The sequence below is a fragment of the Nodosilinea sp. E11 genome (assembly GCF_032813545.1).
Taxonomy (GTDB): Bacteria; Cyanobacteriota; Cyanobacteriia; order Phormidesmidales; family Phormidesmidaceae; genus Nodosilinea.
In genome coordinates, this window is record NZ_CP136520.1 from 3770745 (window position 1) to 3787434 (window position 16690).

Below are 16690 nucleotides of genomic sequence, written 5' to 3' on the forward strand. Positions count from 1 at the left end.
TCAGCTAAGGGGGATACCCAGCACAATGGGTTCCATGGGCGTCCAGAGCGCTAATGTCTATAAAGTATAGAAGCATGCGTCTATGGTAGAGCTACCCTTGCCCTAGATTGGTGTATGGCTCAGCCTAAGCAGCCCCCAGGGCAAGGCAATCTTTGGCGGCCCAGTGAACATAGACGGGCGTATTGACGGCGATCGGGGTGTCGGCGCGGTTGGGCTGGCGAACGGTCAATGGTTCGCCCGAGCTTAGCCGGACGATGCAATGCAAATGGGTACCCAAGTACATCAGGTGGCTAATCTGCCCTCGGTAGCAGTTACCCGTGCCCTCGGGGGCCTCAAGGCTGAGGTTAATTTTTTCGGGTCGCACACTGACTACTACGGCCTGCGCGGGGGCCATATCAGTGGCGCGGGCGGTGACCCGCAAACCGCTCTCGGTGATCACCTGCACCTGGGCGGTGTTGGCCCGATCGATGCGTCCGGGCAGCAGGTTGGTATCGCCAATGAAGTCGGCGACGAAGGGGGTGCGGGGGTGGTCGTAGATGTCGCTGGGGGTGCCGATCTGCTCGATCTGGCCGTTGTTCATCACCGCAATGCGATCGGAGAGCGACAGGGCTTCTTCTTGATCGTGGGTGACCATAATAAAGGTGATGCCCAATTGCCGGTGCAGCGTGGTCAGTTCTACCTGCATTTGCTTGCGCAATTTTTGATCAAGGGCACCTAGGGGTTCATCTAGCAGCATGACCGCCGGTCGATTGACCAGGGCGCGGGCTAGGGCTACCCGCTGCTGCTGCCCCCCAGACAACTGGGCGGGGTAGCGGTTGGCCATCGGTTCTAGGCGCACTAGGCGCAGGGCTTCGGCAACGCGATCGCGCACCTGTGCTGCCCCCATTCGCCGAATTTTGAGGCCAAAGGCAATATTGTCTTTGACCGTCATGTGGTCAAACAGGGCATAGCTTTGAAAGACGGTGTTGATGGGGCGACGGTAGGCTGGCACCGCGCTCACGTTAGCTCCCTGGATCAGCACATCGCCAGTGGTGGGGGTCTCGAAGCCTGCAATCAACCGCAGAGTAGTAGTTTTGCCGCAGCCCGAGGGGCCAAGAATGCTAAAAAACTCACCTTGACGCACCGCTAGGTCGAGGTGGCTCACCGCCATTTCGGGGCCAAAGGTTTTGAATACCTGACGCAGCTCAACGTCTGGTTGAGCTTGGGTGGTTGCCGCCGCTGTTGCCGACTGCACCGTTTGGGCCATGGCTGTGTCTCCTGGGTTCCCCCCAACTGTAGCGATCGCGCCTAGGATCTACAAGGTATCGCCATAACACCGATAGCTGGGTCAAGACATTGACCCGGCTATCGACGGTGGCGCTGCCTCTACTTTACCCAGCCTTGTCGCTGGCGACGCATTCTTACCTCCAAAAAGCTCAAACTTTGAGCGCCCATCAGGCTAACAGAGCGAATAGACGCTGCAAAAACGGTCTTGGGAGGTCGGGCAAAACGCTACCATGTCACCAGGTATTGACCTGGAGTGACGTGATGGCCGTAAAACTTTTACCCTTAGCGGTTCAGCGCTGCGGCTTATCTCTGGGGCGGGTGCTGCTGTTGGGTGTGGCTGTTGGGGCGATCGCCGCTTGCCGCCCCACCCCCCCAGCCAACGATCTTGCTCCGCCCCCGACTGCACCTACTGCACCTGCGCCCGCTCCTACCTCCCAGCCATCGGCCCCTGCACCCACCACCCCGGCCCCTGGTCAGGCCGGGGCAACCCTCCCCGATGCGTTGGTTCAAGCTTGGCAGCCCCTCAGCAATGTGCTGTTAGCCTTTGGCCCCATGACTATTGGCCCTGAGCAAGTGCAGTGGGGTAGCGGCCAAACTAGCCCCTACACCTTAATCAGCACTGAAGGTGGTTACCTGCTTCAGCTAGAGGCCAACCCCAGCTTTTACGACACCCAAAACCGCTACATCAAGCTCATTCCCAAAGCCGATACTAACGGTGCGTCTAATTCTATAGAAGTGGCGTTTTACAGCGATGCCAGCCAGCTTCAAAACGATGAATACATCATGTATGGCACCTACTTTGCAGAATAGCCTTTGCCTGCAAAGACTGATACCAAATCCGAATTGCATCACCCCGATGCCCAAAAGGCCAAACCGTAGGGGCGTATAGCATGCGCCCTGCTGAACCGGGGGTAGCCAAACAGAATTCAGTATAAAAATAGGCTTTTAAAAAAAGGGATAGATGCAGACATTGCTTGCACCTATCCCTATATGTGATGGTCTTCTTTACAGAAGCACGTTGAACCTCCGCTGTCTATTCTTGGATTGGCTTTAGCGGCCTCGTTCCAAGACTTCTTGCACTTGCTCACTAGGGGTGTATTGATAGCCAAAAACGGCCTGATCAGAATCATCCAGAATTTGGGGAGTTAGCAAAATAATTAATTCTTGACGCCGACTATCAGTAACTGTGCTACGGAAAAGCGCCCCAAGAATTGGGATGTCTCCAAGGATCGGAATTTTATTTACGCTAGAGCGTTCTGATTCCTGGATAATCCCTGAAAGTAAAAGGGTTTGGCCATCACGCACTCGTACCTGTCCAGAACTTAGTTGTCTTTGGGATAGCAAGAAGATGGTATTGGCATCCCCCAGAGAAAAAGTGTCTGTGGGGGCAGAGATGCTAGGTGCTACAGACAAAGACACAAAACCATTATCATCAATGCGATCAACATTGACTTGCAGGATAAGGCCAGCAGGAGTTAACTCAATAGTTTGTTCGGTTGTGACTAACCCATCAGCGATGGTCGTTGTGGTTTCAATATCAGTTACAACGTCTTGAGTAAGCTGGACCGTTGCTACTTGTCCCTCCTGAACAATGAGCGTTGGGTCAGTGATGATCTTGCCGTTGCCATTTTGAACGGTAGCCAACAGTTGAACTAGGAAATTTGTTGAAGTAGCATTTGATCCAGGTCCACTTATGGCTCTAGGCCCAATTGGGGTTCCTGTAGGCACTGTTGGTGCAATAGGAAAGGAAGGAACGCCTGCCCCTAAATTCAGTACTCCTAGACCACCAGAACTAACAAATCCAAAATTCCCAGTTTGAAATGAAAAGCTAGTACCAAAGGCGTTGAGAGAATTTAAGTCGATATCAATGACCTTGACGTTAATGGCTACCTGACGCCGTCTCACGTCAATACGAGTAAGCTGCTCTGTTGCAATAGCGATTAGATCTGCTCGGCCAACAAGGGTCACTGAATTAGTCCGCTCATCGCCAACTACTTGCAACCCCCTTAACATACCTTGGCTATCTTGGTAGTCAACCCGACTTACTTCGATTTGCTCAATCGTTGATGTTTGAGTTTCGGTAATGGGAGGAGAACCTTCACCAACTGTAACAGCATTGACATTGGTGACTAACCGCTCACGGCTGACCGCACTTTCAGCTCCCAAAGCAACTAGAAAGTTGGTGGCAACACCTGCATCAACTTGGTTCAGTCTTAGGGTACGAGCGCTAATACTCTGAGCGGAAACTGGCAAAGTAGGTCCGACATAAATACTGCGACCTACTCGATTGGCTTGTAGGCCAGTAACCCGCAGCACGTGGTTAAACACGTCCTGCACCGACTCATTCTCAATATCGAGGCTGACTGGAGGCCCATCGGGGCTGCCAGCGGTAGCAGCTTGCTGACCGCCGGTTGCTCCACCAGGGGTAAAGACTAAATTGAGGCCTGCGGCACGGGCTAGCAGCGATAGTACTTCGCGAGCCGGGGCATCGCGAAGCAGGAGTTTAGGAATGCGCTCGTTGCTTCCCAAATTGATGCTGCCAAAGGCCGGTACCCCTTCGGCGACGGCGATGTCGCCCACCGGGGGAGCTACGGCACGGGGCAAGAACGGAGGGGCTTGCTGTACCTGGGGCCGGGGCACTGGGGTGCCGTCGATGATGACATCGGGGTTGGGCACCAGCACGTTGGGGTTGGCTTGGGTGGGCACCTCGGGTGCTGTAGCGGGCGGTGTCGTAGGGGCCGCTTGGGCGACGGTAGGCGGGGTGGCCGGAGCTGGCACCGTCTCTAGCTCGGTGGGCACTGGCGTGGGCGGCTGTGTAGCCTGACCATCGCTGCGAATAGACAACACCATCTGGTTGCCGTTAGATGCTACTTGGCCGACCGGCGACTGGCCGGTGCCGTTGACCGTGATGCGCACACTGTTGGCATCGAGGGGCACCACCGAAATTTGGCTGATGCCAGGGGCGGGGTTGGCTTGGGTAAAGCTATTGCCGTTGGGCAAATTTAGCTGGGCTCGGGTAATGTCGGCCTGTAGGGTGTTGCCCTGGTTGACAGTAAAGATATTGCTGTTGTCACCGCCCCGAGTCTCAAACACCAGGTCTAGCCCAGTGGCAGTGGGGTTAAGGCGGACGTTCGTAATGCTGGTCATTGAGGCCAGCCCAGGCTGAGCCGCCAGGGTTATCAGGGCGCTACTGAGCAGAATAGGGTGCAATTTCATCAGGGGGTTCACGGTTCACTCCTCCATCACAGGTGCGGTCAGGGCCGCGTGGGTTTTGATTGGCTAGGCGAGGGTAGATTGGGTCACTGGGTGACCAAGGCGAGGGTCGACTAAGAGGGTTAGCCCCCTTCGGGCGGGGCTTCACCTTCAGCCGGCTCTTCGGCGGCGGGCTGCGGTGGCACGTTGGGGTCGCCTACGGGCACTAGCACCTCTAGGGTGTAGTCGGTGAGCAGCAGTCGACTAATGCCTAGGAGCTGCTCTTCACTGGCCCCGGCGGGCGGCGGGGCAATGCTCTGCTGCATGTCGCGGATGATGATTAGCGGCTCTAGGCGCTCGATGTTGCGCATGATGCTGAGGGTCTGGGGAAACAGAGCCTGCATGGAGACGTCAACCGTCACGCGTTCTAGTTTGCCGCTCAGCTCTGGTGGGCCATCGACGACGAGGACTGACGGGCTAGGGTTAAACCTCAATAGCTCTGAGGTAAACAGTTGATTTCGCACCTGGGGATCGCCGGCAAACTCGGTTCTAACCCGTTCGAGCTGCTCTCGGGTTAAGCCCAGGGCCGCAAGTTGGGCGTTGTCGAGCTGGGCGGGGTTGGCCCGCAGGACATCGGCGATCGCGGCGTTGCTATTCTGAATTTGTTGATTGATGTCGAGTAACAGGGTATCGAGGGTCTGGGCATCGCCCAATAGGCTATAAACCCCCACTCGTTGAGCGAGGGCGGCATCGAGCTGGGCCTGGAGTTCGGCCCGGTTTTGCAGGCTGGCTCGCTGTTGGTCAACCTGGGCCTGCTTTTGGTTAACTTCGGCTTCCAGGGCATTGCGCTGCTCTTGGACTGGCTGAACGACAAAGTTGTAGAGCGCAAAGGCTCCGATTAAGCCCAGAATGGCGATGCCAATGCCCTGTACCTTTGGCGTTAGCTCTATGCCAAAGGCCGTAGGGTAAGTGGGGCCAACTTGTTCTAAGCCCTGATTCTCTTCTGCGGGGAGAAAATCACCGGTTGCGGTCATTCGATTACTCCTTTTTCTCGTAGGGCCTGCAAGCGACTCACTAAACCAACGGTGCCCTGGCGCTCTAGCTCATCGACGAGCTGAGAGGCCGGGGTGTTGGTGATGTTTGCACCAATGGTGTAGTCAATTAAAAAGTCAGCGTCGCCTACTGCGGTACCAGGGCAGCGGCCTTGGGTTTGGGGGTCGAGCAGGGTGGGCTGCTGCTGGGCCTGGCTGATGGCAACAGTTTGGGACTGCAACAGGGGCGATCGCTGAAGCACCAGGGCAAAGTCGTTGATGTCGTCGTAGGAGCAGGCTACGCCGTCGATGGCAATGCCTCCAGCTCGGGGTGGGGTGGTATTAGGGTCAGTCTCTAGGGTGGTGCCTTCCCCCTGGTTAAGACTAACGATTTGAATGCGGGCGGGGGTACGGCTGCGAATATCTTGCAGCAGGGCCGACCAAGGGACGATCTCATTGAAGACAGACACAAAGGCGTTGTTCTCGGCTCGAATAGCCTCAATTTGCCCTTGAATAGTGCTGATCTCTTGGAGCTGCCCCTGGAGCTGAGCCAGTTCACCATCAAGCTCAATACTGCGCGCCTGGAGCTGGTTGATCTGGTTGCGAGTGACGGCCCAGTAGCCCCCCACGAGCGCCAGCGGAATCAGCGCTGCCGCCAGACCCAGATACAGCGGTCGGCGATCGCCCTGGACGACTGGACCGCGGGCTCGAGGCCTAGCTTCAAAAACCCGCACCTCGCGGTCTTTAAGGAAATTAATATCGAGACTATACATGGCTATACCTCCCGCAGGCCAAGACCGATTACCGTTGCTAACCCGGCTCGCTGCCCTGGAGGGATGTCTTCATCGACCTGTAGGGCCAGGGCTGAAATGGGGTCAATCTGGCTAGCGGGCAGACTGAGCCGCTGGGCCAGAAACTCGTCGAGCTGGCCAATCGACGCCCCTGGCCCCGCCAGCAGTAGCTGGGCTACCTCCATATCGTCACCCTGGTTGAGGTAGAAGTCGATGGAGCGACGCAGTTCGTCAGACAGTTCGCCCAGCACCCGCAGCATGGCCGTGGTGCCAGGGTTGGTGTTGCCCATCTGGGGCGCACCTACAGTGTCCATCGTTTGAATGGGGACAGTCATGCCCTGGAGTAGCTCAGTATTGCGCGAGGGCGGCAGATTCATGGCGCGGCTGAGGGCGCTTTGAATTTGAAAGGTGCCAATGGGCACGGTGCGCGAAAAGTGGGGTACCCCATCTACCACGATGGAGATTTCGGTGCTTTCAAACTCGATATCGACCACGGCGGCGGCTTCTTGGGGGGTGAACTGGCGCAGCTGCTCGCGAATCGTGCGAATTAGCGCAAAGCTCGACGTCTCTAGCACGTTGAGCATCAGCCCTGCCTGCTGAAACACCTCAATGTAAGGATCGGTGAGGTCTTTGCGCACGGCTACCAGCAGCACCTGCACCTTCTCAATGCCGTCTTCATCGACGAAATAGCCAAGTTTCTGGTAGTCTACGTCGGCTTCTTCCCGGGGAAAAGGCAGGTAGAGACTGGCTTCTTGGTTAAGCACCATTTCTCGCAGCTCGTCATCGTCGAGCTCGGCGGGCACCGGAATCACGCGGGTAATGGCTCGGCCTGGAATTGAGGTGGTGGCTTGCTTAACCTTCAGCTTGCTTTCGGTCAGCACCATTTGAATGGCGTCGGCCATGGCAGCCGTGTCTAAGATCTGCCCTTCTTCATAGATGCCCTCCGCCAGTTCTACCGAGGCCAGGGTGTCTAGCTTGAGGGCTGTCCCCTGCTTTTTGATGTGGGCTAAGTTAACTTTTTCCGGGGTCAGCTCAATGCCAACACCCCGAGGCTTGCGATTAAAAATGGCTTTGAGACTATCCACGGCAGTATCCGAAAAACAGGTGGGTAACCAGAAAACCTGCCCGGTCAATACGACAACCAAGCAGACCCAAACAAACCAGCTAACTCTCTAGAGAAGCGACGTTGCAGATGCTTCAAGAGAGCTACAGTGGCTTAGCAACCATCCCTGGGGAAAAAGTGCTAACGAATGGTACACAATTTAATTCAGAATTTCCACTTTTCTTCTTTAAGGGATAGAAAACCCGATCTCCCGACTACGCACCCGATGATTTCGTTGCTGCTTCTGGCAGAATGCCGCGCAAACTATCGCTTGGCATCACCAGCGATGTTACACACAATTCTGAAAAGTGAGCACTTAATATTGAGAAAATATTGCTTGCCTGCCGTATTTCTTCACGCTTGGAGTCTCTCCCTATGACCGATCCTGTGACCGTTCTCGGTACCCCCCTGCAAGACAAGGCCCAGCGGCTGCTGCTGCTCGGCTCGGGAGAACTCGGTCGGGAGGTAGCTCTGGAGGCCGTGCGCCTGGGGCTGGAAGTGGTTGCCGTCGATCGCTACGATCGCGCCCCTGCCATGGCCCTAGCCCATCGTCGCCACGTAATCGACATGCTCGACGGCGAAGCGCTGCGGCGGGTAGTTGAGCTAGAGCGCCCCAGCCTGATTGTGCCGGAGGTGGAGGCGATCGCCACCGATACCCTGGTCGCTCTAGAGGCCGAGGGCTGGCGAATCATCCCCACCGCCCGCGCTACCCAGCTAACCATGAACCGTGAGGGCATTCGTCGCCTGGCGGCAGAAGCGCTGGGGCTAAAGACCTCACCCTTTCGCTTTGCCAGCACCGAGGCCGAGTATCTAGAAGCGGTGGCAGCCATTGGCTTGCCCTGCGTGGTCAAGCCGATCATGAGTTCGTCGGGCAAGGGGCAGAGCACCGTACGGCAAGAAACTGAGGTGTTACCCGCCTGGAAGTATGCGGCAGAAGCGGGCCGGGGCAAGAGCGATCGCGTCATCGTAGAAGGGTTTGTGCCCTTTGACGCTGAAATCACGCTGCTGACGGTGCGGGCGATCGACGGCACCCACTTCTGCCCTCCCATCGGCCACCGCCAGGAGTCTGGTGACTACTGTGAGTCGTGGCAGCCCTGTGCCCTGCACCCAGACACCCTAGCGGCCTGCCAAGCCATGGCCAAAGCCGTCACCGATGCCCTGGGCGGCTGGGGCCTATTTGGGGTCGAGCTATTTATTGCCGGAGAGGCAGATCAACCTCAGACTGTTTATTTTAGCGAGGTCAGCCCCCGCCCCCACGACACGGGCATGGTTACCCTGGTCAGCCAGCACCAGTCAGAATTTGAGCTGCATGTGCGGGCGATCATGGGCCTGCCCATTGGCGAGATTTCTCTGGTGCAGCCCGGTGCTTCGGCGGTAATTTTGGCCCCTGGCCAGAGTGACCATCCCTGCTACTCCGGCCTCGATCAGGCGCTTCAGGTGCCCACCAGCAAGGTACGGCTGTTTGGCAAACCTACGGCCCATCCTCACCGCCGCATGGGGGTAGCCTTAGCCCTGGGCGACACAGTGGAGCAGGCCAAAGAACGGGCGATCGCCTGTGCTAGCGCTGTGCAGGTCATCCTCTAGGGGAAGCAAGCATTCGCTGGATTGGTCCTATAGATCCACCAATGCCGCCCACTTTAAGGGAAAATGAACAACCATATTGCAGCAAAAATCTTGCAGCAAAAATCCTTTGGTAGGGGCATTGCACTGCAATGCCCCTACGTCTAACCTGTTTTAACTGTACAGACGTTTGAAAGCCATTCACTCGTCAGCGCCCCTAAGCGTTTGGCTGAGTTGAGGTTGACTGCGTTGCGGTAGCCCCTCTCTTTAGAAACCGAACCCACCCATGAAACTACGCCCCTATGCCCGCTTTGGTTTGTTTGCCCTGCTGGGGCTGATGCTGAGCTGGCTAGTGGCCTGTGGCAGCGGCCAGCCCACCGCCACGGCTCCCGCCGATGGCCGTCAAGAGGTCGAGTTTTGGACGATGCAGCTTCAGCCAGACTTTACCGACTACTTCAACGGGCTAATTGCCGACTACGAAACCCAAAACCCCAACATCACCGTGCGCTGGGTCGATGTGCCCTGGGCCGATATGCAGAGCAAAATTCTCACCGCCGTCACCGCTAGCACCGCCCCCGATGTGGTCAACCTTAACCCAGACTTTGCTGCTCAGCTAGCCAGCCGCAACGCCTGGTTGCCCCTCGATGAGCGGGTTTCTGAAGCCGATAAACAGGTCTACTTACCCAACATCTGGCAGGCCAACACCCTCAACGGCCAAAGCTTTGGGTTTCCCTGGTACCTGACTACCAACGTCACCCTCCACAATCAGGCGCTGCTCGATGCAGCGGGCGTCGAGCCGCCCACCACCTACGCCGAGTTAGCTGAGGTCGCCCGCCAAGTGAAACAGGCGACTGGTAAGTATGCCTTCTTCACCACCTTTGTGCCCGAAGATGCCGCCGATGTGCTGCAATCCTTTGTGCAGATGGGAGTTGACCTAGTCGATGACCAGGGCCAGGCCGCCTTTGACACTGCCGAGGGGCGGGCCGTTTTTCAGTACTGGACCGATCTCTACCAGCAAGAGTTGCTGCCTCGGGAGGTGCTGACCCAGGGCCACCGCCGTGCGATCGAGCTCTACCAGGCCGGAGAAGTTGCCCTGCTCTCAACCGGGGCAGAATTTTTCCCCACTATTGAAGCCAACGCCCCCGATATTGCTGCTGTGACTGGCAGCGGCCCCCAGATCACCGGCGACACTGGCAAAACCAACGTGGCGGTGATGAATCTGGTGATTCCAGCGGCGACCGACGTGCCCGAGGCGGCGATCGACTTTGCCCTGTATGTCACCAACGACGCCAACCAGCTCAGCTTTGCCCAAGCCGCCAATGTGTTGCCCTCCACCGCCGGTGCTTTAGAAGACAGCTACTTTGCCGCCGAGGGCACCAAGGGAGTTGACAAGGCCCGCTCGGTCAGCGCCGAGCAGATGAACCAGGCCGAAGTGTTGATTCCAGCTATGGATGGGGTCAAAGACCTCCAGTCAATCATCTACGACAACCTGCAAGCCGCCATGCTGGGCCAAAAAACCGTAGACCAGGCGGTCACCGATGCCGCTGCCGCCTGGAATGGGCGTTAACGGCCCTCACTGACCCTGCCAGGCCGCCTCAAAAAAGGCCAGTTCGCAGTCCATGGCGTAGCGATAGGCAGCATGGTGGGTAGGGGTATCGGCTGACTGGGTATCGATCAACGTTTCTAGCTGGGCGGCCAGGGGTTCAAACTGGTCGCTACTGTAGGTTTCGATCCAGTCGCTATAGCGGTGGGGGGGTGGGTTGAGCTGAGCTAGCGATCGCCCCAAAAAGGCGTAGAGCCGCATGCAGGGGGCCATGGCCACCGCTGTAGCATCGGAAGCTTGGCCCCAGGCGGTGCTGAGCAAAAAATCGGTATAGCGGCGGGTAGCGGCACCGGGGGTGACGGTAGTGAGATCTACCCCCCAGGTTTGGGCATAGCCGCTGTGTAGATTCAACTCAGCCAGCACCCCATCGGCTAGCCGGTGAAACACCTGAAAGGTCTCCCAGGTAGGGGCTTTGGCAGCGGCAATACTGTAGGCGCGGGCAAAGGCTTCGAGAAAAAAGGCGTCTTGACCCACGTAGTCGGCAAATTTCTCTACGGGCAGGGTGCCATCGCCAAGGCCCTGAACGAAGGGATGCTGGAGGAAGGCGGTGGCAAGGTCTTGGTTAGCCTGCCAGAGAGCTTGAGAGAGGGGCATGGGGGTGAATGAGTAGATGGGTGGATGGGTGGATGGGTAGTAGAGCGTAGGGTGGGCAATGCCCACCATGGCCTTGGGCTATCAACACAGGGCAAACTCGCTGACTTACCTCTGAGGTAGCACAAGGGTTTGAGCCAGATCTAAAGAAAAATAATAGGCCTGGGCGGCATCGCCGTGGAGCACTTCAAAGGGCAGGTTGGGTTCGCCCAGGTGATTGATCACCAGGCGGGCGCTGGCGAAGGCATGGTTGCGGGTGTAGTCGTTGACGGTGACGACGGTTGTTAGCCCGGCGGCATTGGACGCCTCTAGCCCCTGCTGGCTGTCTTCAATCACTAGACAGTTTGCCGGAGTCAGATCCATGGCGTTGATCACCAGTTCGTAAATATCTGGGGCGGGCTTTTTGGTGGCGACCATGTCTCCGGCGGCAATCACCTCAAACCAGCGGGGCGAGTCTGGCCCCAGCAAATTTTCTAGCAAGGGAATCACACTGGCCTTGGCGCTGGTGGTGGCGATCGCCAACCGTACCTCCGCCTGCTGAGCCGCCTCAATTAACCGCCGCACCCCTGGCCGTAAAGGAATCACATTGTTCTCGACGAGAGATTGAAAATGCTTGGCCTTAGCCTGGTGCAGTGCGATCACTAACCCGTCGATATCCTCAGCTTCAAACTTGGTTTGGTAGCGGTGAATATAGTAGCGAATCCGCTCTTTGCCCCCGGCTACCCGCAGTAACTGGCCGTAGAGGCCAACGGGCCAGTGCCAGGCCAGACCAAATTCTTGAAAAGCTTGGTTAAAGGCAACCCGGTGGCCGTCGCGTTCAGTTTCGGCCAGGGTGCCATCGACATCAAAAATCAGCGCCTCAAGGGTTTTCATCGGGGATATAAACGCAGCAAGGGTTCCCACCTGGGGAAGAGTTGAGGGGCTAACCCGGCCTGGGCCATGCACCCAGAGCTGAGGGAGGGGTACCCAGCGGTAGACCTACCTAAGTCTCAAGAGCGATCGCGTCTCAGCACCCAGCCAACCCACCCAGAAAGCCCCCCGATTCTAGCCGAGAAGCCAGCCGTTTCACCGTAGGATGAAGAAGCGACCTACACTGGAATATTCAGAGCTAACCTCAGGATGGGCGATCGCCTGACCCCGGTGCAGGAGGCTGTTATCAACGGTTACGAAAGGCATGGATATTAAACACGGTTTTGTCGCCACAGTCGGCAACACTCCCCTGATTCGTCTCAACAGCGTCAGCGAAGCTACCGGCTGTGACATTTTGGGCAAAGCAGAATTTCTCAACCCCGGCGGGTCGGTCAAAGATCGTGCGGCCCTCTACATCATTCAGGATGCCGAAGCTAAGGGCTTACTCAAGCCCGGTGGCACCGTGGTCGAAGGCACCGCAGGCAACACCGGTATCGGCCTGGCTCACATCTGCAACGCCAAGGGCTACCGCTGCCTGATCGTCATTCCCGATACTCAGTCTCAAGAAAAAATTGACCTGCTGCGGACCCTGGGCGCTGAGGTGCGCCCGGTGCCCGCTGTGCCCTACCGCGACCCCAACAACTACGTGAAGCTGTCGGGTCGCATCGCCGCCGACCTCGATAATGCCATTTGGGCCAACCAGTTCGACAATTTGGCCAACCGCCTAGCCCACTACGAAACCACCGGCCCTGAAATCTGGGCTCAAACCGAGGGCACTATCGACGCCTGGGTTACGGCCACCGGCACTGGCGGCACCTATGCTGGCGTGGCTATGTTTCTCAAAGAGCAAAACCCCAACATTCGCTGTGTAGTGGCTGACCCTATGGGCAGTGGGCTGTACAGTTACATCAAAACCGGCGAAGTCAACAGTGAGGGCAACTCGATCACCGAAGGCATTGGCAATAGCCGCATCACCGCCAATATGGCCGAGGTGCCCATCGACGACGCCATCCAAATTGAAGATCCAGAGGCCCTGCGTACTATCTATCAACTGCTCTATAACGACGGGCTGTTTATGGGCGGTTCGGTGGGCATCAACGTGGCGGCGGCAGTTAAACTGGCCCAGCAGCTCGGCCCTGGCCACAAAATTGTCACTGTGCTGTGCGATGGTGGCTCTCGCTACCAGTCGCGCCTCTACAGTCGCCCCTGGCTCGAAGCCAAAGGGCTGTGGTCCGAGGATCTGGCCCCCGCCGCTAATGCTTAAGCTACCTCCGGTCTTTGGGGCTAGCCGTAACCGTCCACCGGGGTCGCCTGGTTACAGAACAGATCGACTACACTAGGACAGATTCGGCGGGTACGATCTTCTGGGCGTACGCTCCAAAAGCTAGTCTAGATTAGCCTTCATCTCAATCTCTACTTTCGGGGACACACCTGTGACCGATCAGTCTGATAAATCTTCGCTGCCACCCGACTCTGCTCTCAATTCTGCCCCGGCGGCAAAAAAGCAAGCACCCCAGCCTAACCCCTGGGTCGAAGGCCTGCAAACCATCGGGCTCAGTGTTGTGCTGGCCTTGGGCATTCGCCACTTTGTGGCAGAGGCCCGCTATATTCCCTCCGGCTCTATGGAACCCACGCTCCAGGTCAGAGACCGCTTGGTAATCGAGAAAATCAGCTACCACTTCAACCCGCCTAGGCATGAAGATATTGTCGTGTTTTGGCCGCCGGAGAGTCTTACTGCTCCTGGTCAGCGGCGCGATGCCTTCATTAAACGCGTGATTGGCCTGCCGGGAGATGTGGTTGAAGTGCGCAACGGTGAAGTCATTCGCAACGGCGAAGTGTTGACCGAACCATACATCGAAGCGCCCCCCGATTATGAGTGGGGGCCTGAAACGGTTCCCGAGGCGTCTTATTTGGTGCTGGGCGACAATCGCAACAGCAGCTATGACAGCCACTCCTGGGGATTTGTGCCCGAAGAAAATATCATTGGCAGAGCTGTGGTGCGCTTCTGGCCGGTGAATCGGGTGGGGTTGATCGATGACTAAAGCACTGTTGAATCAGGTGGCCTGAGTACAGATGCTTAAATCTTCCGGGGCTTATATCGGGAACCCTAACATAGCAAGCTAGGATGCAAGCTGTCTTGATGGTTTAGAGGCTGCCGTCGTTAGCTGTTTTCCGCCGCTGCTATCCTTATGGTTTGTTGGTGTTAGCCCTAGGGATCTAATTCCTCGGGGCTGATGTGTTTTTTGGTTTGCTGTTGCTGTTACTCAGAGGCCTCTCTGAAGGCTAATGTTCCGGTTTTTGTATGACTCTTTCCCCTGTAGATAAGCCGCCCTTTGCCATTACTACGCCGTTGTACTACGTCAATGGCTTGCCTCACATTGGCAGTGCCTACACCACCATCGCCGCTGACGTAGTGGCTCGGTTTTATCGTTTGATGGGCCACCCGGTGCTGATGATTACGGGCACCGACGAGCATGGCCAAAAAATTCAGCGCACCGCTGAAGAGCGCGGCGTCTCACCCCAGGCCCACTGCGACGAGTATGTGGCTGGGTTTGAACATCTGTGGGAGTTGCTCAACATTAACTGCGATCGCTTCATTCGCACCACCGACCCCCGCCACAACACCATCGTCAACGAGTTTTTTCAGCGGGTTTGGGCGCGGGGAGATATTTACCAGGGGCAACAGCAGGGCTGGTATTGCGTCTCCTGCGAAGAGTTTAAAGAAGAGCGTGACCTGCTCCCCGACCAGCGCTGCCCTATTCACACCAATAAAACGGTCGAGTGGCGCGATGAGTCTAACTACTTCTTTAAGCTGTCTAACTACCAGGCGCAGCTAGAGCAGCTCTACGCTGAACGCCCCGACTTTATTCAGCCCGAGTCGCGCCGCAATGAGGTGCTGAGCTTCGTCAAGCGGGGGCTACAAGATTTCTCGATTTCGCGCATCAACCTCGACTGGGGGTTTCCGGTGCCCACCGACCCTGGCCATACGCTCTACGTCTGGTTTGATGCCCTGCTGGGCTATATCACTGCTCTGCAAGACTCGAACGAACCGCCCAGCCTAGAGCAGGCCATTGCCCACTGGTGGCCGATCAACATTCACCTGATTGGCAAAGACATTTTGCGCTTTCACGCGGTGTATTGGCCTGCCATGCTGATGTCGGCGGGGTTGCCGGTGCCAGGGCGGGTCTATGGCCACGGCTTTCTGACCAAGGACGGCCAAAAGATGGGTAAAAGCCAGGGCAACACCCTGGACCCGGTGGATCTGGTCAAGCGCTATGGCCCGGACGCAGTCCGCTACTACTTCATGCGTGAAATTGAGTTTGGCAAAGACGGCGATTTCAACGAAACTCGCTTCATCAACGTGCTCAATGCTGATCTGGCCAACGATTTGGGCAACTTGCTCAACCGCACCCTGAAGATGGCTGGGCGTTACTGCGACGGCAAGGTGCCAGGGGTTGACCCTCAGGCAATGGCGGATGGCCATCCACTCCGGGCGATCGGGCGATCGCTGACTGAAACCGTGCCTAAAGCCTACTCCTGCTTGGCGTTTAGCCAGGCTTGCAATGCCGTTTTGACCCTGGTGCAGGCCAGTAACAAATTCTTGGATGACCAAGCTCCTTGGAGTCTTTACAAACAGGGGAAACAGGCGGAAACCGAGGTCGTCTTATACGCTGTACTCGAATCGGTGCGGCAGGCTGCTTACCTGCTGTCGCCGATCATTCCCGGCATTAGCAATCAGATTTATGCTCAGCTGGGCTTTGCCGTTGACTTTAACGATCGGGCGATTGGTCAAGCGTTGGGCTATGACGATCAAGTCGGCTGGGGTTTGTTGCCCCCTGGCCAACCCTTGGGAGAAGCGTCTCCGGTGTTTCAGCGGCTAGAGCTGCCTGAGCCAGTGGCCAGCGCTTAGGGTGGATCTCAATCTATGTTTTTAGCTTTTCTTTCAAATCTCGCTTAACACACTTAATAAAAACTCATGTTAGACACCCACGCCCATTCTCTCCTTAGCGACGACTCTATCTTTACCCCCGAGCAGGTGCTCGACAACCGGGGGCGAGTGGCCATCTTTATTGATGGCTCTAACCTGTTCTACGCGGCGCTGCAACTAGGCATTGAGATTGATTACACCAAGCTGCTGTGCAAGCTGACGGCCGGGTCACGACTATTTCGCTCGTTTTTCTACACCGGGGTAGATCGCACCAACGAAAAGCAGCAGGGGTTTTTGCTGTGGATGCGGCGCAATGGCTACCGGGTGATTGCCAAAGACCTGGTGCAGCTGCCCGATGGCTCGAAAAAGGCCAATTTAGATGTTGAAATCGCCGTAGATCTAGTGGCTCTAGTCGATTATTACGATACGGCTGTGTTGGTGAGTGGCGATGGCGATCTGGCCTATGCTGCTGATGCTGCCAGCTATCGAGGGGCACGGGTGGAAGTGGTCAGTCTGCGATCGATGACGAGCGACAGTCTGATCAATGTGGCCGATCGCTACATTGACCTCGAAGGGGTTAAAGACGACATTCGCAAGCTGCCTCGCGGCTCGAGCCATAGCTACACCTATCGCCCGCTGTCTAACGTAGCCTCTAGCAACGAGCCCACACCAGAAGACGGCATCGCCGTTAGCGAATAATCTCTACAGGCGCAGCAG

14 protein-coding genes are annotated in these 16690 nt (G+C 56.8%); 7 read left to right on the plus strand and 7 right to left on the minus strand.

Annotation, left to right across the window (positions count from 1 at the left end; all coding sequences use genetic code 11):
* Positions 1 to 124: 124 nt before the first annotated feature.
* Positions 125 to 1246, minus strand: a complete 1122-nt coding sequence (locus RRF56_RS18910) for an ABC transporter ATP-binding protein (protein ID WP_317034714.1) — start codon at positions 1244 to 1246, stop codon at positions 125 to 127.
* Positions 1247 to 1527: 281 nt separating this feature from the next.
* Between RRF56_RS18910 and RRF56_RS18915 the strand changes: the two genes are divergently transcribed.
* Complete coding sequence (locus tag RRF56_RS18915) at positions 1528 to 2076, plus strand: hypothetical protein (RefSeq protein ID WP_317034715.1); 549 nt, start codon at positions 1528 to 1530, stop codon at positions 2074 to 2076.
* Positions 2077 to 2316: 240 nt separating this feature from the next.
* Here RRF56_RS18915 and RRF56_RS18920 read toward each other — a convergent pair whose 3' ends face one another.
* The 4 genes from RRF56_RS18920 to pilM all read right to left on the minus strand — a co-directional run bounded on the left by RRF56_RS18920 (position 2317) and on the right by pilM (position 7365).
* Positions 2317 to 4494 (minus strand): AMIN domain-containing protein, encoded by a 2178-nt coding sequence (locus RRF56_RS18920; protein ID WP_317034716.1) that lies wholly within the window; start codon positions 4492 to 4494, stop codon positions 2317 to 2319.
* Positions 4495 to 4601: 107 nt separating this feature from the next.
* Positions 4602 to 5492 carry a hypothetical protein gene (locus tag RRF56_RS18925; protein WP_317034717.1) on the minus strand — a complete coding sequence of 297 codons (891 nt, stop codon included), beginning with the start codon at positions 5490 to 5492 and terminating at the stop codon, positions 4602 to 4604.
* Positions 5489 to 6262, minus strand: a complete 774-nt coding sequence (locus tag RRF56_RS18930; protein ID WP_317034718.1) for a PilN domain-containing protein — start codon at positions 6260 to 6262, stop codon at positions 5489 to 5491. The genes RRF56_RS18925 and RRF56_RS18930 overlap by 4 nt, the downstream gene beginning before the upstream one ends.
* 2 nt (positions 6263 to 6264) lie before the next feature.
* Positions 6265 to 7365, minus strand: a complete 1101-nt coding sequence (gene pilM / locus RRF56_RS18935; RefSeq protein WP_317034719.1) for a type IV pilus assembly protein PilM — start codon at positions 7363 to 7365, stop codon at positions 6265 to 6267.
* Between the two features lie 392 nt (positions 7366 to 7757).
* On the opposite strand from pilM, the gene purT reads away from it, so the two are divergent.
* Both purT and RRF56_RS18945 read left to right on the plus strand, forming a co-directional pair.
* Positions 7758 to 8966, plus strand: a complete 1209-nt coding sequence (gene purT, locus RRF56_RS18940) for a formate-dependent phosphoribosylglycinamide formyltransferase (protein WP_317034720.1) — start codon at positions 7758 to 7760, stop codon at positions 8964 to 8966.
* A 262-nt stretch (positions 8967 to 9228) separates the two neighbouring features.
* Entirely contained in the window at positions 9229 to 10509 is a 1281-nt protein-coding gene (locus RRF56_RS18945; RefSeq protein ID WP_317034721.1) for a sugar ABC transporter substrate-binding protein, read from the plus strand.
* A gap of 6 nt (positions 10510 to 10515) precedes the next feature.
* On the opposite strand, the gene RRF56_RS18950 is transcribed toward RRF56_RS18945, so the two are convergent.
* Positions 10516 to 11139: a TenA family protein gene (locus RRF56_RS18950; protein WP_317034722.1), complete on the minus strand. Its 624-nt coding sequence runs from the start codon at positions 11137 to 11139 to the stop codon at positions 10516 to 10518.
* Between the two features lie 105 nt (positions 11140 to 11244).
* On the minus strand, positions 11245 to 12009 hold the full coding sequence (locus RRF56_RS18955) for an HAD-IA family hydrolase (RefSeq protein WP_317034723.1): 765 nt from the start codon (positions 12007 to 12009) through the stop codon (positions 11245 to 11247).
* A gap of 301 nt (positions 12010 to 12310) precedes the next feature.
* On the opposite strand from RRF56_RS18955, the gene RRF56_RS18960 reads away from it, so the two are divergent.
* The 4 genes from RRF56_RS18960 (at position 12311) to RRF56_RS18975 (ending at position 16672) form a co-directional block, all read left to right on the plus strand.
* Positions 12311 to 13309, plus strand: coding sequence for a cysteine synthase A (locus tag RRF56_RS18960; RefSeq protein ID WP_317034724.1), 999 nt, complete (start codon positions 12311 to 12313; stop codon positions 13307 to 13309).
* A gap of 196 nt (positions 13310 to 13505) precedes the next feature.
* Positions 13506 to 14087 carry a signal peptidase I gene (gene lepB / locus RRF56_RS18965; RefSeq protein ID WP_410510641.1) on the plus strand — a complete coding sequence of 194 codons (582 nt, stop codon included), beginning with the start codon at positions 13506 to 13508 and terminating at the stop codon, positions 14085 to 14087.
* A 260-nt stretch (positions 14088 to 14347) separates the two neighbouring features.
* Complete coding sequence (metG, locus tag RRF56_RS18970; RefSeq protein ID WP_317034726.1) at positions 14348 to 15955, plus strand: methionine--tRNA ligase; 1608 nt, start codon at positions 14348 to 14350, stop codon at positions 15953 to 15955.
* Positions 15956 to 16021: 66 nt separating this feature from the next.
* Positions 16022 to 16672, plus strand: a complete 651-nt coding sequence (locus RRF56_RS18975) for an NYN domain-containing protein (RefSeq protein ID WP_317034727.1) — start codon at positions 16022 to 16024, stop codon at positions 16670 to 16672.
* Positions 16673 to 16690 lie beyond the last annotated feature (18 nt).